Genomic DNA, 23,839 nt, shown 5'->3' with positions numbered 1-23,839 from the left:
GAGGAGTTCGACAAGAGTTTCTGTTCGATTGGTATGCTGAATTGCATTAGGAAGATGCCAAAGCCCTATTGATCAGTCCAACGAATGTTTCTAATGATAACTATCAAACTCTTTTATAGGTGAGACCATGGCCGCGCCGCTCGACCTCGACCAATTGCAGACCTTCATCGCAATCGTGGATTCCGGCAGCTTCACCAAGGCCGCCGACCGGGTGTTCAAGACACAGTCGGCGGTTTCGATGCAGATGCGCCGGCTGGAAGAGCGCGTCGGCAAGCAGCTTTTCATCAAGGACGGCCGCGGCAACCGCCTGACCGCCGAAGGCGAAAAACTGCTCAACTACGCCCGCCGCATCATCCGCCTGAACAACGAAGCGATGGCCGCCTTCGACGACAACCGCCTCGAAGGGACGTTGCGCATCGGCACGCCGGATGATTACGCCGATCGTTACATGCCCGAGATCATCGGCCGCTTCGCCAAGACGCATCCGAATGTCGAGCTCTACATCGTCTGCGAGCCCTCGGTCGATCTTGCCGAGCGCATGCATCGCGGCGAGCTCGATATCGCACTCGTCACGCACAATCCGCGCGAGAGAATGTCTGATGTCGTGCGGACGGAGCCGCTCTGCTGGGTCGGCTCGGCCAACCATCCGCTGCGCGACGATGCACCCATCCCGCTCGCCGTCGGGCGGCGCGACTGTCAGTGGCGCCAGCTCGCCTGCTCGGCGCTCGATGCCGGCGGCCGCGATTATCAGATCCTGTTCACCAGTTGGTCCTGCACCGTGGTTGCGGCGGCGGTGCTCGCCGGGATGGCGGTTTCGGTCATGCCGGAATCGGCGCTGCGAACCGGCATGAAGGTGCTGACCCAGGCCGACGGTTTCCCGCCCCTGCCGCCGGTGCAGATCGGCATCATGAAGCGGGCGGGCCTTTCCGTGTCGCTGATGAACGCCATCACCGCCCATATCTCAGCCTGCCTGGACAACATCACGCCGGCTGTGGTCGATGACGACCTCGATGGTGAGGTGAAGACTTACACGCGCTATCCTCCAAGGCTGCGCGCCGGGCATATCCTGCCGGGCTGGTAAGCCCCTTTTCGGCAACCGGCGCCTCGTTGTGCCCGATCTTGCTACGCTGCCGGCTCTGCCAGCAGCGTAGCACGGATCACCTGTTTCCATTCATGCAGCATGCGTGTCGACATTCCATGGTCGCTCATGATGGCAAAGCGGACGGATGCGCCGATCAGATGGCTGAAGAGCTGCGTGCGCGCCTTCAGGTCGATGCGGCTTTCGGCCGGCAGGAAGGGCTGGATATTACTGAGGAATATTTCAGCGACGCGATTGCTGTGCTGCATGTTGAGCTGCAGGATATCCCTGTCTATCTCCGTTCCCAACCATACGCCCAGATAGGCCGGATCGCCGCGAAATTCGCGGTAGTACCAATCGATCATGCCGCAAACCAGTTCTACGGCATGGTCAAGCGACGTCACGGTGGCGAAGGCTTCCCCGACTTTCTGCTGGATGAGATTGGCGTGACGCTCGAGCAAGGCCCTGACGATCGCTGTCTTGTCCGGGAAATACTGATAGATGGAACCGATCGGGATCCCGGCCACGGTGGCCAGCTCCGTCATCTTCATCGCGCTGACGCCCTTCTCCGCGATCAGCCTGGCGGCAACGGCGAGAATGGCATCGACACGTTGGATGCTTCGTTCCTGCTGCGGCCTCTTGCGGAACGTGGTGTGGGCGGGGCTATCAGGACTCATGCATTTCCCGTTTCCTTGTCATGCGGAACGACGCTGGGCGTGGATGACGCTATGGCATAGACGCGTTCAACGCGCGTAAAAGGGAAAATTCCAATTTTAAGTATAATCAAGATGCACGTTGTGGCTGCGACAACCAAGGCCGGCCATGGTTTCGGCCTTGGTGCTTGATGATTGCCTCATCGGGTGGCATCGACGACGTATTATGCGCCTTACGCCACGTATTTTTTCAGGAACTCGACTGTTCGGCCCCAGGCCAGATCCGCAGCCTTCTTGTCGTAGCGGGCGGCGGACGTATCATTGTTGAAGGCGTGGTTGACCCCATCATAGACGAAGATTTCGAAGGTCTTGCCACCTGCCTGCAACTCCTTGCGATAGGCATCGATACCGGCATTGATGCGATCGTCCAGTCCGGCATAATGCAGCAGAAGAGCGGCCTTGATGTTCGGGACATCGCTCGCTGGCGGCTGCGCGCCGTAATAGGAGACCCCGGCCTTCAATTCCGGCGAAATGGTCGCGAAGCGATTGATAAGGCCGCCGCCCCAGCAGAAGCCGACAGCGCCGACCTTGCCGTTGGCCCCGTCGAGCTTGGCAAGATAGGTGAGGCTCGCCTCGGCATTGGCTGCCGTCAGGGCCGGGTCGAGATTGGTGAACATGTCGCGCGCCTTGTTCTCGTCCTCGGGTGTGCCGCCGAGCGGCGACAGGAAGTCCGGCGCCAGCGCGACGAAGCCTTCCAGCGCCATGCGGCGCGCCACATCGCCAATATGCGGATTGAGGCCGCGATTTTCGTGGATGATGATGACGCCGCCGAGCTTGCCGGCCGCATCCTTCGGACGGACGAGATACCCCTTCATCTCGCCCTTGCTGCCGGCATAGGTCACATCCTTCGCTTCCAGCCTGCTGTCGTCGGCGGCGATGGCCTCGGCGCTTGCCTTGTTGGCGGCAAGCAGTGGCGCGATGGCGGCGGCAGCTCCGGCCGAGCCCGCAAGCTTCGTCAGCTTTTCCATGAAGCCCCGACGATCGAGCGTCAGATGCGTATATTCGTCATAGGCGTTGATCATCGCCGGCGTCACGATGGGCTTTTCCGTGCTCATGGTCCTGTTCTCCCTATTGTTCCCCGGCGGCCGCGCCATGCGCCAAGCCACCCGCTGACAAGATAGGTCAACGGGTGGCGGCGTAACGGTAAAGGAAGAACACAAATACGTTACCGCAGGTTGCTAGCAGCGGAAACGCACGTTCGTCAGGAGAAGGCGAGCCAGACACCGAGCCAGACCCACATGCCGGCCAGCACAACATAACCCATGGCAAAGAGCGGGCTGCGGTAGCGCAGGCTGTTGCTGGTCACATGCACGAAGGCATGCGCATAGCGCGTGGCGACGAACAACCAGGCGAGGATCACGGCAGGCAGGTTATCGGCCTGGGTCACATAGAGCACGATGCAGCAGGCGTGGAAGAGCAAGGGCAGCTCGAACTGATTGGCGATGTTGTTGCGCACCACCAGGCTTTCCGCAGGCTCGTCGGCGGCATGGTTTTCGCGAAATTGTGAGGGCTTGATCCGGCCGTCGTTCACCAGAACGCGGCGACGCCAACCCAGCAATGCATAGAGAATGAAGACAAGCACCGCATGCGCCACCATCGGCCAGAACATTTCATAGCCTGTCACGTCGCCAACTCCTTTGGAATTTCCGAAAGCCGAAACGGTCGATCAGGACGGTCTGGTGCCGTCCGGCGAGAGGTAGCGAAAAATCGCGAAACGGGCCAGCAGAATAACGGTCACGACCAGCGTCAGGAACTTCAGCCGCACGATGATCGGCAGCACGCTTGAAAGAAGCGTCACGGTCGAGTCCGATGGCATCGCCGGCGGATAAAGCATGAGGCCGGCGATATTCTCGGCATAATCGACAATGGCATAAAAGAACGGCAGACAGAAAATGACGGTGGTCGCGCCCGGCGGAATCGGGCGGCCGAAGAAGGCACCGCCGGGGCCGATCATCCGCAGCAGGCAGAACAACAGGCCGGCCAGCACCAGCGGAAAGACCAGTTCCGGTCCGAGATACATGGAATGCAGGATCTCAGCCGGATCGGGATGATCCTTGAGATAGCGCAGCATGGCAATGACATCACCCTGGTCGTAGCCCTCGATACGCGCATCCAGCATCTGCTGCCCGCCAGCGGCATTGCTGAAGGCGGTGACGAAACCGGCATAGATCCAGGCAAACAGCGCCAGGCAGAGAGCCGCAAGGCAGCGTCAGGCCCTGCAGGGACCTGACGCTGCCTTGGGCCGTGATCCGCCATCGATCAGATGCCCCCGCCCGGATAGTTCGGGCTTTCACGCGTGATCGTGACGTCGTGAGCATGGCTTTCACGCAGGCCCGCGCCGGAGATGCGCACGAAGGTGGCACGCTCCTGGAAATCCTTAAGATCGGCGCCGCCGACATAGCCCATCGCAGCCTTAAGGCCGCCGGCGAGCTGGTGCAGCACGCCCGAAACCGGGCCCTTGTAGGGTACCTGGCCTTCGATGCCTTCCGGCACCAGCTTCAGCGTGTCGCGAACCTCTGCCTGGAAGTAGCGATCGGCCGAGCCGCGCGCCATGGCACCGACGGAACCCATGCCGCGATAGGCCTTGAAGGAGCGACCCTGGTAGAGATAGACCTCGCCTGGGCTTTCATCCGTGCCGGCCAGCAGCGAGCCGACCATGGCAGCGGAAGCGCCGGCGGCGATGGCCTTGGCCAGATCGCCGGAGAACTTGATGCCGCCATCGGCGATGACGGGGATGTTCTGGTCCTGAGCGGCCTGGACCGCCGACATGATGGCCGCGAGCTGCGGCACGCCGACGCCTGCGACGATGCGGGTCGTGCAGATGGAGCCGGGGCCGATGCCGACCTTGACGGCGTCCGCGCCGGCATCGATCAGTGCCCGCGTGCCGTCATAGGTGGCGACATTGCCTGCCATGATGCGGACCGAGTTGGTGAGCTTCTTGACGCGGGTGACGGCGTCGAGAACGCGCTGCGAATGGCCATGGGCGGTATCGACGACCAGGAGGTCGACGCCGGCTTCGATCAGGCGTTCGGCGCGCTCGAAGCCGTCATCACCGACGCTGATGGCGGCGGCGGCGCGCAGGCGGCCCTGCGCATCCTTCGAGGCATTCGGGTTGAGTTGCGACTTCTCGATATCCTTGACCGTGATCAGCCCGACGAGGCGACCTTCGCCGTCGACAACAAGCAGTTTCTCGATGCGATGCTTGTGCAGCAGGCGCTTGGCTTCCTGCTGCTGAACGCCGTCCGTGACCATGATGAGGTTTTCACGGGTCATCAGCTCGTAGATCTTCTGCTGGGGATCGGAAGCGAAGCGGACGTCACGGTTGGTGAGGATGCCGACAGGGAGTTGCGACTTTTCAACGACCGGAATGCCGGAAATGCCATGCGCCTTCATCAGGGCGAGTGCCTCGGCAAGCGTTGCGTCGGGACCGATCGTCACCGGATTGACCACCATGCCGCTTTCGAATTTCTTGACCTGGCGGACCTCTTCGGCCTGCTGGACCGGCGTCAGGTTGCGGTGGATAACGCCGAGGCCGCCGGCCTGGGCCATGGCGATGGCAAGGCGGCTTTCCGTCACCGTGTCCATCGCGGCTGACATGATCGGCAGGTTGAGTTCGATGTCCTGGGCGATGCGGGTGGCAATATTCGTCTGGCCGGGCATGACCTCGGAGTGTCCCGGCTGCAGGAGCACGTCGTCGAATGTCAGAGCATCCAATCCGGTTGACGTTTCAATAATGCGTGCCATGGCCAAATTCCTTCGTCTGTGAAAAACAGCAAGGCTCCGGAACGAATCGTCTACCGGGCGATCTTGCAAGTGTTGCTTGGAAGTTGGCGAGGGCTGGTAACACGTCTATGACAGGAAGGGAATAGGGAAAAGCGCCCGGTGCATAACACCATCCCCCTCACCGTGCCATGAAACTGCAAACAGCGAGTGTTTGGGCGGCTTTTATGGAAATCTGCTCTCTCTAGGCATGCTACCGTTGCAGGTGTCCGGGATTTCGATTGCCGTCCGAGGTTCCCTTTGCCATGCTGGGACATACTTGGCGCGCAGCTTTTGACCGGAAGAGAGATCGGGCATGAAGACAGTCACCGCCGGAGTCCTGGAAATCGCCTATCATGAAACCGGCCCGCTCGACGGCAAGCCGGTCATCCTGCTGCACGGCTTCCCTTATGACGTTCATGCCTATGACGAGGTTGCACAGGAACTCTCAGCCGAAGGTTGGCGCTGCCTTGTGCCGTTTCTGCGGGGCTACGGGCCGACCCGTTTCCTGTCAGACCAGACCTTCCGTTCCGGAGAGCAGGCAGCGCTCGGCGCCGATCTGCTGGCTTTCATGGACGCACTCTCCATTCCTGCCGCCGTGCTCGGAGGGTATGATTGGGGCGGACGGGCAGCCTGCATCGTCGCAGCACTTTGGCCCGAGCGCGTTCGTGGACTGGTGAGCTGCGGAACGGGATACAACATCCAAAATATTGCCATGGCCGTACATCCGGTCTCGCCGGAGGAAGAATGCCGTTATTGGTATCAATACTATTTCCACACGGAACGCGGCAAAGCCGGGCTTACTCAAAATCGCCGCGAGCTTTGCCGTTTCATCTGGCGGATATGGTCTCCGACATGGACATTCGATGACGCCACCTTCGAGCAGAGCTATCTCGCGTTTGAAAACCCTGATTTCGTTGACATCGTCATTCACTCCTATCGTCACCGGTTCGGTGGCATCCCTGGGGACCCGGCGTTGCAATCCATCGAGGCACGACTGGCGAAACAGCCTGATATCACCGTGCCGGCTGTCGTGCTGCAGGGAGCAGATGACGGCGTTGATCCACCTGATACGATCGACCACGCCGCCAGCCATTTCATGACGCCATTTTATGAGCGCCGCATCATTCCCAAGGTGGGCCACAACTTGCCGCAGGAAGCGCCCGCCGCCTTTGCGGCCGCCGTCCGTTCCGTCGCGAGATAGGATGATGATCTATTCTACGACTGTGACGTAAGCCCTATGTCCCGGAGCCAAGGCAGGACTATCCCCTGCCCTCACAAGTCGAACTGATAGGTTTTCGGAATGTAGCGGAAGCCTTCCGGCTGCTTCTCGACGAAGCCGACGGCGGGGAAAGGCATGTGGAAGCCGAGGAAGGGAATGCGGTCGGCCGCAATCATATCGAAGATGCGCCGGCGGGTTTTCACAGCCTGCGCCTTATCCACATCGAAGCGGACTTCCCAATCCGGACGGCCGACGGACAGGACATAGTGATTGGCGGTATCGCCGGTCATGACAAGCTGCTTGCCGTCCGATTCCAGATGAAAGACCAGATGACCGGGCGTGTGGCCAGGCGCGAGCATGGCGGTCATGCCGCTGACGATCTGGTCGCCATCCCTAAGGAAGGTCATCTTCTCGGCGAAGGGCACGACATTGGCGAGCACGGCCTTCTGGCCACCTTCGGCGGGCGTGCCTTCGCGCGCCTTGTCGGTCCAGAAGCCATATTCGATCTCGCCGGTGACGTAGCGGGCGTTCGGAAATGCCGGGGCGCCGTCCTCCATCAACCCGCCGATATGGTCTCCGTGCAGATGCGTCAGAGCGACGATGGTCACCTGTTCCGACGTATAGCCAACGGCCTTCAGGCCCTCGCGAAAGCGGCCCAGACCGCGGGCGCGGCCGGCGGCGCCGATACCCGTGTCGACGACGATCACATCAGAACCCGTGTCGATGATGGCGGGTGCATAGCTGTTCACAAGCTTTTCCGTCGGCAGGAGATTCTGCTCCAGCAGTTTGCGGACCGTATCCGGTGCCTGGTTCGAGCCGAAGATTTCCCAAGGGTTGTCCATGACATTGGCACCGTCCTTGATGACGGTGACGGTGCAGGATCCCAATTTGAACTGGTGCGCGTCTGGGGGCGAAACGGCAGTCATGATGTCACTCCTTCATACTGGGGCAGCGTAAGCTGCGCCTATCATCGCCGCCGGCAGCAACGGCAGGGAATATGATCTTGCGTGACCGATAATTTGGTCATGACAAGGCAATCCAATTCCGCTAATACACCGACGACGTCTTATGCGTTTAGCATTTCCATGCTCTTAGCATATGTCAAATCCTGCGTTCCGCGCCATGCGGCGGCGGACATCACGAAGACGTGATCTCCGAGCGATCATGGAGCAGAATCCGGGATTGGCAGCAGCCTCGCATAGGACTACAGAGCGGCTGACTGCCCCCAGCGGTCCGCCTTCCCGAAGATAAGACCCATCAAGGCAAGCGCCTATGAATCGCATCGTTCCGCTGATCCTCGCCGTAGCTCTCTTCATGGAACAGATGGATTCCACCGTCATCGCGACCGCGCTGCCGGCGATCGCCAACGATCTCCATGTCGGCCCGATCACCCTCAAACTGGCGCTGACCTCCTACATGGTGTCGCTCGCGGTATTCATCCCGATCAGCGGCTGGATGGCGGACCGCTTCGGCGCGAAGAACATTTTCCGCATCGCCATCTGCGTCTTCGTCATCGGCTCGATCATGTGCGCCTTTTCGGGCGGCCTCTTGGAATTCGTTGCCGCACGCTTCCTGCAGGGTGTCGGCGGCTCGATGATGACGCCGGTCGGGCGCCTGGTGCTGGTGCGCACCACCCAGAAAAGCGATCTGGTATCGGCCATGGCGCTGCTTTCCATTCCGGCACTTGTCGGCCCGCTCGCCGGCCCGCCGCTGGGCGGCTTCATCACCACCTATGCCTCCTGGCACTGGATCTTCCTGATCAACGTCCCCGTCGGCATTCTCGGTATCATCCTGTCGTCGATCTTCCTGCCGGAGGTCGAGGCGACGAGGCCGCCGAAGCTCGATGTCATCGGCTTCCTGCTGACGTCCTTCGCGGCGGCCGGCGTCGTCTTCGGCATGTCGGTTATCAGCCTGCCGGCGCTCCCGCCATACATCGGCATCTCGGCCATCGTCATCGGCTTCGTCTGCGGCTTCCTCTATATCGGCCACGCACGCCGCCACCCCGCACCGATCCTCGACCTGTCTCTGTTGAAGAACGCCACCTTCCGCGCTTCCGTCACCGGCGGCACGCTGTTTCGCATCTGCATCGGCGCCATGCCGTTCCTGACGCCGCTGATGCTGCAGCTCGGCTTCGGCCTCAATCCGTTCCAGTCCGGCCTGATCACCTTTGCCGGCGCGATCGGCGCGATCTCCACCAAGTTCATCGCGCGCCGGGTCTTTACCGCCGTCGGCTTCAAGACAGCACTTCTTTCGGCCGCGGCCGTCACGACCGTCACGACCATCTGCACCGGCCTCTTCCAGCCGTGGACGTCGCATCTCCTCATCATCGGCGTGCTGCTGATCGGCGGCTTTTCGCGCTCGTTCTTCTTCACCGGCATCAATGCGCTCGCCTTTGCCGATATCAGCGACAAGCAGGCGAGCCAGGCGACCTCCATGAGCTCCGTCATGCAGCAAATCAGCCTGGCGCTCGGCGTCGCGGTCGCCGCCATGATTCTGGAAACCTCGACGTTCTTCCGCGGCACGGAACTGCAGGTCAGCGATTTCCACATCGCCTTCTTCTGCATCTCGGCCCTGACCGTGCTTGCCACCATTCCCTTCATCAGGATGGATCGCAGCGCCGGTGCCATGGTCTCCGGCCACAAGGCCGGCCTGAAACGCGTAGCCACCCCGCAGCCACAGGTACAGCAGCCGGCCGCAAAATGATGCGATGTCGGTTGCGCCTTAGCGCAAGCGGAGCTTATTCCGGCCTTTCACAGACGGCGCTCAACTTGTTGCCGTCGGGATCGCGGACATAGGCAGCATAGAAATTGGCATGGAAGGAGCGAAGGCCGGGCTTGCCTTCATCGGTGCCGCCATGGGCCAGGGCCGCGGCATGGAAGGCGTCGACATCGGAGCGGCTTTCCGCATGCAGAGCAACCATCGAGCCATTGCCGATCGTTGCGGCGCGGTGATCATAGGGGATCACCACCCAGAACCGGCAACGGACGTCGCCATCGGCGGCATAGCCGATTTCCTCGTCCGATTCGCGTTGACGCCGGTAGCCGAGGATCGGCAAAACTGCGTCATAGAAGCCGCGGGCACGCGGAATGTCGTTGGAACCGAGCGTGACGTAAAGAAGCATGGTGATGATGTGCCGCCTTCAGTATCGAGGGGATCACATCATCGACCAAAAGCGACTGCTAAATCAAGCGCTTATTGTGCCGTGCTCGACATTGCGTCCCTTGAAGCCTTTTGCCAGCAGGAACATTTCGACCGATTCCGCCCTGGATGCGCCCGGCTTCACATGGACGACCTGGCGGAAGTTCTGCTTCAGCAGGTTCAGCAGGTCGCGCTCCGTGCCGCCCTGGAAGGTCTTGGCGAGGAAATGCCCGCCCTCGGCCAGAACCTCGATTGCGAAATGCGCCGCGACCTCGCAGAGATGCATGGTGCGCAGGTGATCGGTGCGGTGATGGCCCGTCGTCGGCGCCGCCATATCCGACATCACCAAGTCCGGCTCACCGCCGACAGCATCGACCAGCCGCTGCGGCGCGTCCGGGTCGAGAAAGTCGAGCTGCAGGATGGTGACGCCAGGCAGATGCGCCATTTCCAAAAAGTCGATGGCCGCGACGCGAATATCGTCTTCCGTCGACCCGGTCACCTTGGCGGCGATCTGCGACCAGCTTCCCGGTGCAGCACCCAGATCGATGATGCGGCGTGCGCCCTTCAGGATCTGGTGCTTCTCGTCGATCTCCAGCAGCTTGAAGGCGGCGCGGGCGCGATAGCCTTCAAGCTGGGCGCGCTGCACATAGGGATCGTTGATGTGCCGATGCAGCCACTCCCGCGAGGAGGCCTTCAGCTTCTTTTTCTTGACGCGCTGGCCGAGCTTGCGGCCCGTGCGGTTGCCGGCGATGGTTGGCTTACTCATGCCTGCGGTCCCTTTATGTCCCTTGGTCGATGGCCGCGGCGTGAGCGGCCCCGCCGCCAAACGCCGTCATCCGCCATCATGTCGGTAAGCAGTCCCTCGCGCAGACCGCGATCGGCAACGCGCATACGGGGGCTCGGCCAGCGGCGGCGGATCGCCTCCAGAATGGCGCAGCCCGCCAGGACCAGATCGGCGCGGTCCGGACCGATGCAGGGATTGGCGGCGCGGCCGGCAAAATCCCATGACAGCAGTTTGGCCTGCATCGCGCTGACCTCGTCGTCCGACAGCCAGACGCCGTCGACCCTACGCCGATCGTAACGCGGCAAATCGAGATGAACGCCGGCGAGCGTCGTCACCGTGCCTGACGTGCCGATCAGATGGAAATCGCCGTTATCGCGCGCGGCCCCCTGCACGGGCGGGCAATCGAAATGTTCGAGCATGCGCTCAACCTCGCACACCATCGTCTCGAACAGCTCCGGCGTCACGTCGCGTCCGCCGTGCCGCTCCGAAAGCGTCACGACGCCGACGGGCAGCGAGGTCCAATGGGTGATATGGTTGGCAAGCCGGCTGGAGCGGTTTTCGCCGATGCGGATGACGGCAATCTCGGAGGAGCCGCCGCCGATATCGAAAAGCACGACCGAACGCGCTTCCGGTCCAACCAGCGAAGAGCAACCTGAGACGGCAAGCCGCGCCTCGGTCTCGCGGTCGATGATCTCCAGCTGCAATCCCGTCTCGGCCGTGACGCGCTCGAGGAAGAGCTCGCCATTGTCAGCCGCGCGGCAAGCTTCAGTCGCGATCAGCCGCATGCGGCGGATCTCGCGCGTCTTCAGCTTGGCGGCGCAGATGCGCAGCGCCTCGACGGCCCGGTCCATCGCTTCGCCGGACAGCCGCCCGCTGGCGCCAAGCCCCTCGCCGAGACGCACGATTCGCGAGAATGCATCGATGACCCGGAACTGCCCCGGACGCGTCGGCTGCGCGATCAGCAGGCGGCAATTGTTGGTGCCGAGATCGAGTGCTGCATAAAGGTCGACCGAACGGGAATCGGCGTCGGCATGTTGCTGCTGCGCATGCCCCTCGCGCCGCGGCATCGATTGCCGGTCATGGCGATGATCCTCATGGACCTGCACGTGCCCGGCGGCAGACGTGTTCGCCGGGGTGACAACCTGTGCGGTTTTCTCATGCGCCAGCGGCCGACCCTGCAGGCCGCGCTTGCTGCGGTGCTTGCGCCGGTTCTTGCCGCTCTTGTGCGATGAGGGGTGACCATGATCCGTCGCGGCGCGGTGTTCCGGCGCGGACGAGGGCTGCTGTATCGGAGAAGCGTTCTGCCCATCACCATGGGCTCCGCCACGGGCGCGGCGTCGACGCTTTCGCTTTTTGGCCGGGGAACCGGCGTCATCCTCTGTTGGGCGCATCGCCGCCGGGCTGGGCTTGCCTGCCTGACTGGCCTCCGCAGAATGAGCGGTCGGACGGCCATGGCCGCCACGCTTACGCTTCGCGCGCCGGGAGGATTTACCCTTCCTGCGCTCTGCTTCTGACGCCCCGTCTGCCTGCGGCGCTTTGCCGCTGTCGGGGTCACTCACGTATCTTTTCCACCGCGCCGCGCGACGCCTTTCGGCATGCTGCAGGCGCTCATTCGATTTTCGTTGGGCCGAGAATACCAGCAGGATGGGTTTTCGCCAAATTCTTTTTGAATCGCGCCATTTTAGACGCGCCGGGACCAGCCCTCAGGCGAGCAAATGCGCTCTCACATCATCCGCAAGCTGCTGCATGCGATCGATCGGCGCATGGCCGATCAGCATGAAGGCATGCGTGGCGCTCGACCAATAGACGACATTCATGCCACGGCGACTTTCCATGTCCGGTGCGGCCGCTCCCTTGACGGATTGAACGATGCAAAGAGCCATCGGGCCGGTTTGCGGATCGAGATAGGCGATCTGCGCAAGGGGCTTGTTGTCATAATTCAGGATCTGGGCACGCTTGAATTCGACGCCCGACATGGCGACGGTTTCGGGCGCCAGCGACAGGTCCAGCTTGGTGCCGACTTCATTCAGCTGCGCCACCTGTTGCGCACGATCGCCCGCCGGCGCGCTCAGCGTGTCCGCCGTATAGAGGGAGAGATATTCAGCAACCACGGCGCGCCATTCAGCATCCTCATCCGGCTTGGAGAAACGATGGTCGATGTCGATTGCGAAGCGGTCGATAGCAATGGCCGCTACGAAGCTCGCGGCAACGGCCGCAAGAAAGCCGCGACGGCCGACACCGAAGGAGCGAGGCTTGCTCTCTTCGACTGTCGGGATGGCGGCGAGCATGGCGTTCAGCCTGGCACTTGGGGCCTCGGCAAGCAACGGCTCGAACGCCTCGCGGAACGGCAGGGCGCTGCGCGACAGAAGATCGAAACGCTCCGCCACGCGCTCGTCGGCGGCGATCAGTCGTTCGATCCTTTGGCGATCGGACGCATCCAGCTCGCCATCGATGAAGGCGGTGAGCTGCTCGTCCGAGGGCATGTTTCCTTTGTTCAATTCACTCATTTCCGTTCCCCAGTCGCCCATCCCCGGAAGGTCGTCCGTCGCCCGCCCCCCCCATGCCTTCAGCAAGCTTTGCCCGGGCCGCCGCTAGCCGGCTCATGATGGTTCCGATCGGCACACCCAGAATGTCCGCCACCTCGCGATAGGAAAGTCCTTCGACATAGGCGAGAAATACAGCGGTACGCTGCGCCTCCGGAAGCGCCTGCGCCCGCCGCAACACCTGGCCGGCGAGAATATGCGTCTCTGTTTCCCGCGCGCCGTCGAAAACCAATGTCTCATCAGCATCGACAAAGCCCTGCCCCATGCGCACCCGGCGCGAGCGAACCTCGTTCAGCCATATGGAATGGAGGATCGCAAACAGCCAGCGATCCAGCCTCGTGCCTGATGTAAACTGGGCCGCCCGCTCCAGCGCCCTGACACAGGTCGCCTGAACGAGATCGTCGGCCACGTCACGCTGGCGCGACAACACCACGCCATAGCGCCACAGCCGCGTCAGATGTTGGGACAGGCCCGCCCTGATATCCTCTTCGCTCGCTATGGCATCCTCCGCGACATCAACGCTTGCGGGAGCCGCCAACCTTTTCGGCGACTCCGATCCAATCCGACTATAAGCAGAAATTGCGGTACGAGCGACCGGCATGGTTCCCATATCCCTCGCAAAGCTCCCTGCTCATAACAGCCGTCGTTGACCCTGATGCTTCACATCAAAGGCTTGACGGGTTGCGGATCGCAGCGTGAAGGTCGCGGTATTCCTCGCAAGTCGTGTTGCCGCAGAGCGTCTTGATCGTGCTCAGCTGATCCTTGGCGAGATCCATCTGACCCTTGATGACGTAGGCTTCGCCGAGATATTCGCGGACCAGCGTGTATTTCGGATCCATGGCGACGGACTTCGTATAGTAGGAAATACCCTCATCCGTGCGGCCGAGCTTGCGGGTCGCATAGCCGCGATAGTTCAGCGCTTCGGCCGTGTTGGGGTTCTGCATGGTATCGAGGACCGCCAACGCTTCCTGATAGCGATGATCCTTCTTGGCCAGCGAGTATGCATAGTCGGCGCGGTTCTCGTCGGTAATATTGGCGCCCTGCTGCTTGACGCATTTCTTTGTCTTCTGGTCGTAGATCTCGCCTTTCTTGCAGGTCGGCGTCGTGCTGGAATCGTCGCCGGCTGCGAAAACCGGAACAGCGAAGGTGCTGAGGGCGAGGCCTGCGCCGAGGGCGATGGAAGCCAGGCGGAATGCATTGGTAGTCATAGAATGTCTCCTTGGCAAAATGAACGTTGCGAGGGGAGAACACACCGCCTGCACCTTTTATTCGGATCGCCTGAGAATATTTTTCTGCGTGCCGACCCTTGGCGATCGTCACTCTTTCGTGACCGCTCCCATCGAATAGATACCGATCATTGCGTGTTTCACCCGGCATGCCCTACAAGGGCTGCAGGAGAAACTCGTGATCGATACCGTCAAACTTCTAAGCCTCGCAGTCGCAACCCCCGACAACATCATCCTCCAATCAGAGGCCGCCGAGACGGCGGGCCGATTGTTTTCCGAGCGGTTCCAGGACTTCAAATATCTCGCCCGCGTGTTCGAGAGCGCTGGCATCCGCAAGCGCCATGCGGCGCGGCCGCTTTCCTGGTTCGAACAGCCGCATGGTTGGCAGGATCGCATGGCAGCCTACGCCGAAGTCGCAACCGAGCTCTTCCGACGGACCGCGACAGCGGCGCTGCAACGCGCCGGGATCGAAGCTCATCAGGTGGATTGCATCATCACGGTCTCTTCCACCGGGCTTGCGACACCGAGCCTCGAGGCACGGCTGGCCGGCGAGTTGGGCTTCCGCAACGATATAGAGCGGGTGCCGATCTTCGGGCTCGGCTGCGCAGCAGGCGTTTCCGGCCTTGCCGTTGCCTCGAAAATGGCGAGGAGCCGGCCGGGCGCCGTCGTCCTCTTCGTCGCGATCGAACTCTGCTCCCTGGCCTTCCGCCTGGACGAACTGACCAGGCCCAACATCATCGCCACGGCCCTGTTCGGCGACGGGGCGGCTGCCTGCGTCCTCAGAGCCGGAGACGATGGCATCGCCGAAATCGAATCGACGGGCGAGCATCTCTTCCCCGACAGCCTCGGCATCATGGGCTGGAAGATCGACGACACCGGCTTCGGCATCGTCCTCGAGCAATCGCTGCCAGTCTTTGCCGAGACCCATGTCAGAGCCGCTATTGAAGGCATTCTCGATCGGGCGGGGCTCTCGCTATCGGATGTCGACCGTTTCATCTGCCATCCCGGCGGCGCCAGGGTGCTTGCGGCGCTGGAAAGTGCGCTCGGTCTCGAGCCCGGCTCGCTCGATATCGAACGGGAGGTGATCAGCGATTACGGCAACATGTCCTCCCCCACCGTGCTGTTCGTGCTGGAACGGGCGATCGCCGCCGGATTGCCGGGACGTTCGGCATTGGTTGCGATGGGGCCGGGGTTTACGGCGAGCTGCATTACCCTGAAGAGGGTCGCATGATGCTTTGGCCATCGATCGCTCTTCTGAGTTTCGTGACGTTGCAGCGGCTGGCGGAACTGGCCTATGCCAGGCGCAATACCGCCGCCCTCCTTGCCCGCGGCGCCCGGGAATGCGCCGGGGAGCACTATCCCTTCATGGTGGCGATGCATGCGGCCTGGCTCGTCGGCCTGTGGCTGCTCGCCACCGGCCGGCAGGTCGATCCTGTCTGGTTCATCCTGTTCATGGTGCTGCAGGGATTGCGTCTCTGGGTGTTGGCGACGCTGAAGGAGCGCTGGACGACACGCATCATCATATTGCCCGGAGCGCCCCTTGTGACGAATGGGCCCTATCGCTTCCTCAATCATCCGAACTATGTGATTGTCGTCGCCGAGATAGCCGTGCTGCCGCTTTGCTTCGGCATGCCGCTCTACGCAGCGATCTTTTCGCTGCTGAATGGCGTCATTCTCACTATCCGCATCCGTGCCGAGAACGCCTGCCTGAGACAGACTGCGGCCTGACCGCATTTTTCATTTGCGCCGCTGAAATTTGGCAGGCATTTTCGATGCTTAGAGCGCCGCCCCCGCAACGATATCAAGCCTTCTGCGAGATCGCGCTGAGTGCAATGGGCATGCGGATAGCAGGGTAAAATGACAAAGGACGCAATCGTTCTCGGCGCCGGCATCGTCGGCGTGTCGACGGCAATCCACCTCCAGCGGCGGGGCCGCCAGGTCGTCCTCGTCGACAGGAAGGAGCCCGGCCGGGGAACGTCCTTCGGCAATGCCGGCCTCATCCAGCGCGAGGGCGTGGTGCCCTACGGTTTTCCGCAGCAGTTCGGCCTGCTGCTGCGCTATGCCTTCAACAATCGCGTCGATGCGCATTATCATCTGCGCGCTTTGCCCGCGCAGATCGCCTTCCTTGCCCGCTATTGGTGGAATTCCAACACCAAGCGCCATGAGATGATCTCGCGCGCCTATGCACCATTGATCGAGCATTCCGTCAGCGAGCACAACGACCTCATCGAGGCCGCCCACGCCGAGGAGCTGATCCGGAAGAACGGCTGGGTGGAGCTGTTCCGCTCGAACGAGAAACGCGACGCGGAGTTTGCCGAAGCCGAACGTCTCCATCGCGAATTCGGCATCGCCTACGATGCGCTGACCAGCGCGGACGTGGCGACGGCGGAGCCGCATCTCAAAGGCAGCTTTGCCGGCGCTTTGCGCTGGCGCGACCCATGGTCGGTGGTCGATCCGCATGGGCTGACATCAGCCTATCGCCGTTACTTCGAAAGCATCGGCGGCCGCGTGACGACGGGGGACGCCGTCTCGCTCGGCCGGTCCGGCTCGGCCTGGAGAATGGTGACGGCGGAAGGGTCGATCGAGGCGGAGGATGTCGTCGTCGCGCTCGGACCATGGGCAGACCTGGTGACGAAACGCTTCGGCTATGCCTTTCCGCTCGGCGTGAAGCGCGGCTATCACATGCACTACGCCGCCGAGGGCAATGCCGTCCTCAACAACTGGACGCTGGATGCCGAACGCGGCTATCTGCTGGCGCCGATGAGCCGCGGCATCCGGCTGACGACGGGGGCCGAATTCGCGCTGCGCGACGCACCGAAGACGCCGGTGCAGCTCGACCGCGCCGAGGCCGTCGCCCGCACGGTCTTCCCGCTCGGCGAACGGCTCGACCCCGAACCCTGGATGGGCGCCCGCCCCTGCACGCCCGACATGATGCCCATCATCGGCAAGGCGCCGCGCCACGAGGGTTTATGGTTCGCCTTCGGCCATGCGCATCACGGCCTGACGCTCGGCCCGGTGACCGGTCGCGTGCTCGCCGAGCTCATCACCGGCGAGAAGCCTTTCATCGATATTTCGGCCTACGCGCCGGATCGATTCGCGCCGTGAACTTCAGCCTAGCGGATTGCCGCAAGGCCCTTGAGCGCAGCTTCGACAATACCGTCGATCGTATCGTCGATATCGACGGTGACGACGCCCGGCTCGCCGGTTGGCACTTCCAGCGTCTGCAGCTGGCTTTCCAATAGCGAGGCCGGCATGAAATGGCCCTTGCGCTCGCCCATGCGCTTGGTCAGCAGCTCCTTGGAGCCGTCGAGATAGATGAAATAGAGATGGCCGCCGGCAGCCGCCCGCAGGCGCTCGCGATAAATACGCTTGAGCGCCGAGCAGGAAATGGCGATCCCCTCACCCTTGGCAAGGCTTGCCGTAATCTCCTGGCCGATCTTTTCGAGCCACGGCCAGCGATCCTCGTCGGTCAGCGGGATGCCCTTGCTCATCTTCTCGACATTGGCTGCCGGATGCAGCGCATCGCCCTCGATGAAGTGTATGTCGAGCCGAGCCGCCACGCCCTCGCCGATCGAGGATTTGCCGCTGCCGCTCACACCCATGACGATGATGGCGAGGGGCATCTTCGATATTTCACTCATGTTGTTTTCTGCCTTGAACCATGGCCGATAATGACAGTCAGGCGGGTTCCGCCGTCGACGCATCCAAGCGCCTGGCAGAAAGGCGCGAGAAAGCCGGACCTGCCTGATTCACAACTTGGATCAATCGAGCGGAAAGAAACAGGAAAATTTATGCGTCCCCTCGCCGGTCAATTCCGGGGTGGTCTGCCGGCATTTGTCCTGCGCACGCCAGCAGCGCGGATTGAAGTGGCAGCCAGTCGGCGGGTTGAGCGGCGACGGCAGCTCGCCCTGCAGGCGGATGCGGTTCTTTTCGCGCTCCGGATCGGCGATCGGCGTCGCCGAGAGAAGTGCCGCCGTATAGGGATGGCGCGGGCGGCTGAAGACCTCTTCTGCCGTGCCTGTTTCGACCGGTCGGCCGAGATACATCACCATCACGTCGTCGGCGATGTGGCGAACGACGGAAAGACCGTGCGAGATGAAGAGATAGGCCAGGCCCATCTCCTTCTGCAGATCCATCAAGAGGTTCAGCACCTGCGCCTGGATCGACAGGTCGAGCGCGGAAACCGGCTCGTCGAGCACCAGCACCTTCGGCCGCAGCATCAGCGCGCGCGCAATGGCGATGCGCTGGCGCTGGCCGCCGGAGAACATATGCGGGTAGCGATCGTAATGTTCCGGACGCAGGCCGACGCGCGCCATCATCTCCTCGGCCTTGCGGCGGCGGGTGGCGGCATCGTCATCAGTGTTGATCTTCAGCGGTTCCTCCAGGATGGAGCCGACCTTCTGACGCGGATTGAGCGAGCCATAGGGATTCTGAAAGACGATCTGCACGGCGCTGCGCAGGCTACGATCGCCGAGCTTCGCCGGCTTGCCGTCGATCAGCAATTCGCCTGAGGTCGGGTGTTCGATCATCGTCACCAGGCGGGCGAGCGTCGACTTGCCGCAGCCGGATTCACCAACGACGGCGAGCGTGCGGCCCGACTGCAGGCTGAAGCTGACACCGTTCAGCGCCTTGACGGTCGCCTCCGGTTTGAAGCTGCCGCGCTTGATGGTGTAGAACCGGGCGAGATCGCGCCCTTCGAGAACAGCGCCGGTCATGCGGCACCTCCTGCTGCTTGCGTGGCGGCAATGCCGGGATGGCCGAGCGGCTTGCCATGTTCCAGCGGATAGTTGCAAAGGGTCCTGCCGAGATCGACGCCCTGGCGCGTGACGCCCTTGTCGCATTCCGGCGTGGCGAAGGAACAACGCGGCGCGAAGAGACAGCCCGTTGGCCGATCGTGCTGACCGGGGACGACGCCGGCGATGGACGGCAGGCGCTCGCCGACCACGGCACGCTCCGGCAGTGCCGAGAGAAGTGCGGCCGTATAGGGATGATGCGGATCGCGGAACAGCGCCTTGACGGGCTGTTCCTCCACCTTCTGGCCGGCATATTGCACCTGCACGCGCTCTGCCGTTTCGGCAACGACGCCCATGTCATGGGTGATGAGCACCAACGCCATGCCATGCTCCCGCTGCAGGCGCGCGAGCAGATCGAGGATCTGCGCCTGGATCGTCACGTCGAGCGCGGTGGTCGGCTCGTCGGCAATTAGCAGCTTCGGATTGCAGGCGAGCGCCATGGCGATCATGACGCGCTGGCTCATGCCGCCCGACATCTGGTGCGGGAAATTCGACAGGCGGTCTTCAGGCGCCGGAATACCGACGAGATTCAAAAGCTCGATCGAGCGCTCTCGGCGCGCCTTGCGGTCGAGACCCATATGGATGCGCAGGGTCTCGCCGAGCTGGAAGCCGACCGTGAAGCACGGATTGAGGCTCGACATCGGCTCCTGGAAGATCATCGCCATGTCCTTACCGATGATCTTGCGGCGCTGGCGCGCGGAGATGCCGCGCAGGTCCTTGCCGTCGAACATCATGCGGTCGGCGGTGATGTTCGCCGTCCAGGGCAAGAGCCCCATCATGGCGAGCATGGAGACCGATTTGCCGGAACCGGATTCACCGACGATCGAGAGGATCTCCCCCTTGTCGCAGGTGAGCGAGACACCGTCGACCGCCCGGAACAGGCCGGACGAGGTCTGGAACTCAACGGTGAGATTTTCAATATCGAGAAGCGCCATTACGACCTCTTCAGCTTCGGGTCGAAGGCATCGCGCAGGCCGTCGCCCATCAGATTGATGGCGAGGACCGTGATCAGGATGCAGAGACCGGGGAAAGTGACGAGCCAGGGGTTGCTCTGGAAGAACTCGCGCGAGTCCGCGAGCATCGTGCCCCATTCCGGCGTCGGTGGCTGGGCGCCCTGGCCGAGAAAGCCGAGAGCCGCGGCATCGAGAATGGCGGAGGAGAATGCAAGCGTGCCCTGCACGATCAGCGGCCCCAGACAGTTCGGCAGGATCGTCTTGAACATCAGCCGCAGCGGACCGGCACCGGCGACACGCGAGGCGATGACATATTCCTTGTCGCGTTCGGTCATGACCGAGGCGCGCGTCAGGCGCACGAAATGCGGCTGGTTGACGATGGAGATCGCGATCATGGCGTTCGTCAGGCCAGGCCCGAGGATCGCCACCAGCACCAGGGCAAGCAGCAGCGACGGGATGGCGAGGATGATGTCCATGATGCGCATGATGATCGTATCGGTGCGGCCGCGAACATAGCCGGCGACGAGGCCGATCAGAATGCCGGCGATTGCCGAAAGCGAGGCGACCACGAGGCCGATGAACAGCGAAAACCGTGTGCCGTAGATGAGGCGCGACAGGAGATCGCGGCCGTTGGCATCCGTGCCCAGCAGGAAGCTGCTGTTGCTGCCCTCTGCCCAGAACGGCGGCAGGCGCTGCATGTCGCTGCCATAGGCGGCATCCGGATCGTGCGGGGCGACGAGACCGGCGAAGATCGCCAGAAACAGGACGAAAAGAAAGATCGCAAGGCCGATGACGGCGCCTTTGTTGCGAGAGAAGTAGTACCAGAACTCCGCAAGAGCGGAGGGGCGGTCGGATTTGACGCTAACCGTGCTCATGAGCCGCTCCTAATGACGAATGCGTGGATTGACGAAGCCGTAGAGCAGATCGACAGCCAGATTGACGAGCATGACGATGCCGGCAATCAGCAGCAGGCCGCCCTGCACCACGGGATAATCACGCTTGAAGACGGCATCGATCATCCATTTGCCGATGCCCGGCCAGGAAAAGATGCTCTCCGTCAGGATGGCGCCGCCGAGCAGCACGCCGACCTGCAGGCCGATGGTGGTGACCACAGGGATCATGGCGTTGCGCAGCGCATGCACGGAGACGACCCGCAGCGGCGACAGGCCCTTGGAGCGGGCGGTGCGCACATAATCCTCGCCGAGCACTTCGAGCATGGCGGAACGTGTCTGCCGCGCGATGACGGCAAGTGGAATGGTGCCGAGGACAATGGTCGGCAGGATCAGCGAATTGAGCGCGGACCCGAAAGCGCCTTTCTGACCGGACAGCAGGCTGTCGATCAGCATGAAGCCGGTGATCGGCTTGAAGAAGTAGATGAGGCCGATGCGGCCTGAAACCGGCGTCCAGTGCAGATAGCCGTTGAAGACGATGATCAGCAGCAGGCCCCACCAGAAGATCGGCATGGAATAGCCGACGAGGGCCACACCCATGACGGTCTGGTCGAACCATGTCCCTCGTTTGACGGCGGCGAAAACGCCGGCCGGAATGCCAAGACAGATCGCCAGGATCATGGCGCAGATCGACAGCTCGAGCGTTGCCGGGAAGAAGGTGAAGAAGTCGGTCAGCACGTCACGCTTGGTGGTGATCGAGGTGCCGAGGTCGCCATGCAGGGCGTTCCAGATGTATCTGCCGTACTGGACGATCATCGGCTGGTCGTAGCCGAGATCGTGCGAGATCTGGGCATGGCGTTCCGGCGACATCACGCGTTCGCCCGACAGCAGCATGACGGGATCGCCGGGAAGCAGGCGGATGAAGGAGAAGGCGACGATCGATACCCCGAGGAATGTCGGGATCAGCACCGCAAGGCGGCTGAAAAGAAATCGCAACATGACAGTTGTCCAAATTTTTCCGGCGGTCAGACAGAGTGCCTGACCGCCGGGTCGCCCGGTTCTAGCCGGGCATTCTCACAGGTTTTTTGTTATTCGGCGATATCGACGCCATCGAAGCGGTGAACGCCGACCGGATCCTGATGGTAGCCGGTGACATTCTTCGTCATCGGGATGAACTCTTCCGAATGGTCGATGGTCATCCACGGTGCTTCGCGCTTGAAGACCACCTGGGCCTGTTCGTAGAGCTTGGTGCGCTCCTTGACGTCAGCCGTCTGCTTGGCCTTTTTCACCAGGTCGTCGAATTCCTTGTTGCACCACTGCGCACGGTTGTTGCCACCGACGGCATCGCAGCCGAGCAGCGTGTCAAGGAAGTTGTCCGGGTCGCCGTTGTCGCCGGTCCAGCCGAGGATGGCCGCACCGTCACGGTCCTTCGCGGAGGAGAGCTTCAGGTATTGAGCCCAGTCATAGGTGACGATCTCGACCTTGACGCCGATCTTACCAAGGTCGGCCTGCATCAGCTCGGCAGCGCGGCGTGCATTCAGCATGTAGGGACGCGACACCGGCATCGCCCAGATCTTCATGCTGAGATCCTTGACGCCAGCCTTTTCAAGCATCTTCTTGGCTTCGTCAGGGTTGTATTTATCGTCCTTGACGTCCTTGTTGTAGGACCACATGGTCGGCGGGATCGGGTTGGTCGCAACCGAAGCCGAACCCTGGAAGACGGCGTCGACGATGGCCTGCTTGTTGACGGCCATGTTGAGCGCCTTGCGCACTTCGACCTTGTCGAAAGGCGCGATCAGCGTGTTGTAGGCGACGTAAGAAACGTTCAAGCCGGCCTGCTCTAGAACCTTGAGGTTCTTGTCAGCCTTCAGATCCTTGATGTCGGCTGCGTTCGGGTACGGCATGATATTGCACTCGCCGGACTTCAGCTTCTGCGCGCGGACGGATGCATCCGGCGTGATCGCAAAGACGAGATCGTCGATCTTTTCCTTGCCCTTGAAATAGGTCTCATTTGCCTTGTAGCGGATGACGGCATCCGGCTGGTAGGCGACGAAGGTGAACGGACCGGTGCCGAGCGGCTGCTGGTTCATCTGCTCCATCTTCTTGTCGGCCTGGAGCTTGTCTGCATATTCCTTCGACAGGATCGAGCCGAAGTCCATCGCGAGGTCGGCGAGGAACGGGGCTTCCGGACGGTTCAGCACGAATTTGACGGTGAGGTCGTCGACCTTGTCGATCGACTTGATCAGCTTGGTGAAGCCCATGCCGTCAGCATATTCGTAGGAACCGCCGGCGACATACTTGGCCCAGGGGCCGTCTGCATTGATCTGACGGCCGATGGAGAAAATGACGTCATCGGCAGTGAGGTCACGCGTCGGCGTGAAAAAATCGGTCGTCTGGAACTTCACACCCTTGCGCAGCTTGAAGGTGTATTCCTTGCCGTCGGGGGAAACGGTCCAGCTTTCGGCGAGGCCAGGTTCGACCTCGGTGCTGCCGTGCTTGAATTCGACGAGGCGGCTGTAGACCGTACGCGAAGAAGCATCGAACGTGGTACCGGCAGTATAAATTCCCGGATCGAATCCTTCCGGCGAGCCCTCCGAGCAATAAACGAGTGTTTTCGACCAGGCGGACGTTGCCATGACCGAAGTCAAGGCTGTCACTGCCAGCAGGACAGAGATCTTTTTCATGATATCGTTTCCCAGGTTTGTTATTCTTTTGAAGCCGTGGACACCCCAGAGGTCCC

24 protein-coding genes are annotated in these 23,839 nt (G+C 61.9%); 6 read left to right on the top strand and 18 right to left on the bottom strand.

Translation table 11 applies throughout. The features are described 5' to 3' along the window. Nucleotides 1-127: 127 nt before the first annotated feature. Complete coding sequence (locus tag JTP94_RS07525; protein WP_204849909.1) at nt 128-1,081, top strand: LysR substrate-binding domain-containing protein; 954 nt, start codon at nt 128-130, stop codon at nt 1,079-1,081. Nucleotides 1,082-1,122: 41 nt separating this feature from the next. On the opposite strand, the gene JTP94_RS07520 is transcribed toward JTP94_RS07525, so the two are convergent. The 5 genes from JTP94_RS07520 to guaB form a co-directional block, all read right to left on the bottom strand. Continuing rightward, nucleotides 1,123-1,755: a TetR/AcrR family transcriptional regulator gene (locus JTP94_RS07520; protein ID WP_204849908.1), complete on the bottom strand. Its 633-nt coding sequence runs from the start codon at nt 1,753-1,755 to the stop codon at nt 1,123-1,125. Between the two features lie 209 nt (nt 1,756-1,964). After that, the gene (locus JTP94_RS07515; protein WP_204849907.1) at nt 1,965-2,846 is read right to left on the bottom strand and encodes a dienelactone hydrolase family protein; all 882 of its coding nucleotides are present in this window, start codon (nt 2,844-2,846) and stop codon (nt 1,965-1,967) included. 146 nt (nt 2,847-2,992) lie between these two features. Next, a complete protein-coding gene (locus JTP94_RS07510) occupies nt 2,993-3,415 on the bottom strand; it encodes an MAPEG family protein (protein WP_204849906.1) in 423 nt (140 codons plus the stop codon). Between the two features lie 42 nt (nt 3,416-3,457). Then, the gene (locus JTP94_RS07505; protein ID WP_246754719.1) at nt 3,458-3,910 is read right to left on the bottom strand and encodes a hypothetical protein; all 453 of its coding nucleotides are present in this window, start codon (nt 3,908-3,910) and stop codon (nt 3,458-3,460) included. Nucleotides 3,911-4,050: 140 nt separating this feature from the next. Further along, entirely contained in the window at nt 4,051-5,535 is a 1,485-nt protein-coding gene (gene guaB, locus JTP94_RS07500; RefSeq protein WP_204849905.1) for an IMP dehydrogenase, read from the bottom strand. Between the two features lie 331 nt (nt 5,536-5,866). Between guaB and JTP94_RS07495 the strand changes: the two genes are divergently transcribed. Continuing rightward, nucleotides 5,867-6,754, top strand: coding sequence for an alpha/beta fold hydrolase (locus JTP94_RS07495; protein WP_204849904.1), 888 nt, complete (start codon nt 5,867-5,869; stop codon nt 6,752-6,754). A 71-nt stretch (nt 6,755-6,825) separates the two neighbouring features. Here JTP94_RS07495 and JTP94_RS07490 read toward each other — a convergent pair whose 3' ends face one another. Next, on the bottom strand, nt 6,826-7,698 hold the full coding sequence (locus JTP94_RS07490) for an MBL fold metallo-hydrolase (RefSeq protein ID WP_204849903.1): 873 nt from the start codon (nt 7,696-7,698) through the stop codon (nt 6,826-6,828). 346 nt (nt 7,699-8,044) lie between these two features. Between JTP94_RS07490 and JTP94_RS07485 the strand changes: the two genes are divergently transcribed. Further along, nucleotides 8,045-9,475, top strand: a complete 1,431-nt coding sequence (locus JTP94_RS07485; RefSeq protein ID WP_204849902.1) for an MFS transporter — start codon at nt 8,045-8,047, stop codon at nt 9,473-9,475. Nucleotides 9,476-9,509: 34 nt separating this feature from the next. Here JTP94_RS07485 and JTP94_RS07480 read toward each other — a convergent pair whose 3' ends face one another. From JTP94_RS07480 to JTP94_RS07455, 6 genes are all read right to left on the bottom strand, one after another. Then, on the bottom strand, nt 9,510-9,893 hold the full coding sequence (locus JTP94_RS07480) for a VOC family protein (protein WP_204849901.1): 384 nt from the start codon (nt 9,891-9,893) through the stop codon (nt 9,510-9,512). 63 nt (nt 9,894-9,956) lie between these two features. Continuing rightward, a complete protein-coding gene (locus tag JTP94_RS07475) occupies nt 9,957-10,676 on the bottom strand; it encodes an RlmE family RNA methyltransferase (RefSeq protein WP_037198985.1) in 720 nt (239 codons plus the stop codon). Further along, complete coding sequence (locus JTP94_RS07470) at nt 10,673-12,253, bottom strand: Ppx/GppA phosphatase family protein (protein ID WP_204849900.1); 1,581 nt, start codon at nt 12,251-12,253, stop codon at nt 10,673-10,675. Before JTP94_RS07470 ends, JTP94_RS07475 begins: the two co-directional genes overlap by 4 nt. Before the next feature lie 144 nt (nt 12,254-12,397). After that, a complete protein-coding gene (locus JTP94_RS07465; protein WP_246754717.1) occupies nt 12,398-13,201 on the bottom strand; it encodes an anti-sigma factor in 804 nt (267 codons plus the stop codon). After that, nucleotides 13,194-13,838, bottom strand: a complete 645-nt coding sequence (locus tag JTP94_RS07460; protein WP_204849899.1) for an RNA polymerase sigma factor — start codon at nt 13,836-13,838, stop codon at nt 13,194-13,196. The genes JTP94_RS07465 and JTP94_RS07460 overlap by 8 nt, the downstream gene beginning before the upstream one ends. A gap of 64 nt (nt 13,839-13,902) precedes the next feature. Further along, nucleotides 13,903-14,445 (bottom strand): tetratricopeptide repeat protein, encoded by a 543-nt coding sequence (locus JTP94_RS07455; protein ID WP_204849898.1) that lies wholly within the window; start codon nt 14,443-14,445, stop codon nt 13,903-13,905. A gap of 196 nt (nt 14,446-14,641) precedes the next feature. On the opposite strand from JTP94_RS07455, the gene JTP94_RS07450 reads away from it, so the two are divergent. The 3 genes from JTP94_RS07450 to JTP94_RS07440 all read left to right on the top strand — a co-directional run bounded on the left by JTP94_RS07450 (nt 14,642) and on the right by JTP94_RS07440 (nt 17,568). After that, nucleotides 14,642-15,694 carry a type III polyketide synthase gene (locus JTP94_RS07450; protein ID WP_204849897.1) on the top strand — a complete coding sequence of 351 codons (1,053 nt, stop codon included), beginning with the start codon at nt 14,642-14,644 and terminating at the stop codon, nt 15,692-15,694. Beyond that, on the top strand, nt 15,694-16,191 hold the full coding sequence (locus tag JTP94_RS07445) for an isoprenylcysteine carboxyl methyltransferase family protein (protein WP_204850280.1): 498 nt from the start codon (nt 15,694-15,696) through the stop codon (nt 16,189-16,191). The genes JTP94_RS07450 and JTP94_RS07445 overlap by 1 nt, the downstream gene beginning before the upstream one ends. A gap of 129 nt (nt 16,192-16,320) precedes the next feature. Beyond that, on the top strand, nt 16,321-17,568 hold the full coding sequence (locus JTP94_RS07440; RefSeq protein ID WP_204849896.1) for an FAD-binding oxidoreductase: 1,248 nt from the start codon (nt 16,321-16,323) through the stop codon (nt 17,566-17,568). 8 nt (nt 17,569-17,576) lie between these two features. Here the strand turns inward: JTP94_RS07440 and JTP94_RS07435 are convergent, their stop codons facing one another. From JTP94_RS07435 to JTP94_RS07410, 6 genes are all read right to left on the bottom strand, one after another. Then, nucleotides 17,577-18,104, bottom strand: coding sequence for a gluconokinase (locus tag JTP94_RS07435; RefSeq protein ID WP_204849895.1), 528 nt, complete (start codon nt 18,102-18,104; stop codon nt 17,577-17,579). Between the two features lie 120 nt (nt 18,105-18,224). Beyond that, complete coding sequence (locus JTP94_RS07430; protein WP_034508594.1) at nt 18,225-19,178, bottom strand: peptide ABC transporter ATP-binding protein; 954 nt, start codon at nt 19,176-19,178, stop codon at nt 18,225-18,227. Continuing rightward, nucleotides 19,175-20,191: an ABC transporter ATP-binding protein gene (locus JTP94_RS07425; protein ID WP_204849894.1), complete on the bottom strand. Its 1,017-nt coding sequence runs from the start codon at nt 20,189-20,191 to the stop codon at nt 19,175-19,177. The genes JTP94_RS07430 and JTP94_RS07425 overlap by 4 nt, the downstream gene beginning before the upstream one ends. Then, the gene (locus JTP94_RS07420) at nt 20,191-21,084 is read right to left on the bottom strand and encodes an ABC transporter permease subunit (protein WP_204849893.1); all 894 of its coding nucleotides are present in this window, start codon (nt 21,082-21,084) and stop codon (nt 20,191-20,193) included. The genes JTP94_RS07425 and JTP94_RS07420 overlap by 1 nt, the downstream gene beginning before the upstream one ends. A gap of 9 nt (nt 21,085-21,093) precedes the next feature. After that, nucleotides 21,094-22,098 (bottom strand): ABC transporter permease subunit, encoded by a 1,005-nt coding sequence (locus JTP94_RS07415; RefSeq protein ID WP_204849892.1) that lies wholly within the window; start codon nt 22,096-22,098, stop codon nt 21,094-21,096. An 89-nt stretch (nt 22,099-22,187) separates the two neighbouring features. Further along, the gene (locus JTP94_RS07410; RefSeq protein WP_204849891.1) at nt 22,188-23,783 is read right to left on the bottom strand and encodes an ABC transporter substrate-binding protein; all 1,596 of its coding nucleotides are present in this window, start codon (nt 23,781-23,783) and stop codon (nt 22,188-22,190) included. Between the last annotated feature and the right edge of the window lie 56 nt (nt 23,784-23,839).

It is taken from the genome of Martinezella lusitana (assembly GCF_016901135.1).
Taxonomy (GTDB): domain Bacteria; phylum Pseudomonadota; class Alphaproteobacteria; order Rhizobiales; family Rhizobiaceae; genus Rhizobium; species Rhizobium lusitanum_D.
Note: the sequence above shows the minus strand (reverse complement) of the source record. Positions and strands in the feature narration are given on the sequence as shown.

Bases quoted from the DNA above. Each gene is read 5' to 3' on its own strand.
- JTP94_RS07525 (WP_204849909.1), top strand. From the start codon at position 128: ATGGCCGCGCCGCTCGACCTCGACCAATTGCAGACCTTCATCGCAATC.
- JTP94_RS07520 (WP_204849908.1), bottom strand. From the start codon at position 1,755: ATGAGTCCTGATAGCCCCGCCCACACCACGTTCCGCAAGAGGCCGCAG.
- JTP94_RS07515 (WP_204849907.1), bottom strand. From the start codon at position 2,846: ATGAGCACGGAAAAGCCCATCGTGACGCCGGCGATGATCAACGCCTAT.
- JTP94_RS07505 (WP_246754719.1), bottom strand. From the start codon at position 3,910: ATGCTGGATGCGCGTATCGAGGGCTACGACCAGGGTGATGTCATTGCC.
- guaB (WP_204849905.1), bottom strand. From the start codon at position 5,535: ATGGCACGCATTATTGAAACGTCAACCGGATTGGATGCTCTGACATTC.
- JTP94_RS07495 (WP_204849904.1), top strand. From the start codon at position 5,867: ATGAAGACAGTCACCGCCGGAGTCCTGGAAATCGCCTATCATGAAACC.
- JTP94_RS07490 (WP_204849903.1), bottom strand. From the start codon at position 7,698: ATGACTGCCGTTTCGCCCCCAGACGCGCACCAGTTCAAATTGGGATCC.
- JTP94_RS07485 (WP_204849902.1), top strand. From the start codon at position 8,045: ATGAATCGCATCGTTCCGCTGATCCTCGCCGTAGCTCTCTTCATGGAA.
- JTP94_RS07480 (WP_204849901.1), bottom strand. From the start codon at position 9,893: ATGCTTCTTTACGTCACGCTCGGTTCCAACGACATTCCGCGTGCCCGC.
- JTP94_RS07475 (WP_037198985.1), bottom strand. From the start codon at position 10,676: ATGAGTAAGCCAACCATCGCCGGCAACCGCACGGGCCGCAAGCTCGGC.
- JTP94_RS07465 (WP_246754717.1), bottom strand. From the start codon at position 13,201: ATGAGTGAATTGAACAAAGGAAACATGCCCTCGGACGAGCAGCTCACC.
- JTP94_RS07460 (WP_204849899.1), bottom strand. From the start codon at position 13,838: ATGCCGGTCGCTCGTACCGCAATTTCTGCTTATAGTCGGATTGGATCG.
- JTP94_RS07455 (WP_204849898.1), bottom strand. From the start codon at position 14,445: ATGACTACCAATGCATTCCGCCTGGCTTCCATCGCCCTCGGCGCAGGC.
- JTP94_RS07445 (WP_204850280.1), top strand. From the start codon at position 15,694: ATGCTTTGGCCATCGATCGCTCTTCTGAGTTTCGTGACGTTGCAGCGG.
- JTP94_RS07440 (WP_204849896.1), top strand. From the start codon at position 16,321: ATGACAAAGGACGCAATCGTTCTCGGCGCCGGCATCGTCGGCGTGTCG.
- JTP94_RS07435 (WP_204849895.1), bottom strand. From the start codon at position 18,104: ATGAGTGAAATATCGAAGATGCCCCTCGCCATCATCGTCATGGGTGTG.
- JTP94_RS07430 (WP_034508594.1), bottom strand. From the start codon at position 19,178: ATGACCGGCGCTGTTCTCGAAGGGCGCGATCTCGCCCGGTTCTACACC.
- JTP94_RS07425 (WP_204849894.1), bottom strand. From the start codon at position 20,191: ATGGCGCTTCTCGATATTGAAAATCTCACCGTTGAGTTCCAGACCTCG.
- JTP94_RS07420 (WP_204849893.1), bottom strand. From the start codon at position 21,084: ATGAGCACGGTTAGCGTCAAATCCGACCGCCCCTCCGCTCTTGCGGAG.
- JTP94_RS07415 (WP_204849892.1), bottom strand. From the start codon at position 22,098: ATGTTGCGATTTCTTTTCAGCCGCCTTGCGGTGCTGATCCCGACATTC.
- JTP94_RS07410 (WP_204849891.1), bottom strand. From the start codon at position 23,783: ATGAAAAAGATCTCTGTCCTGCTGGCAGTGACAGCCTTGACTTCGGTC.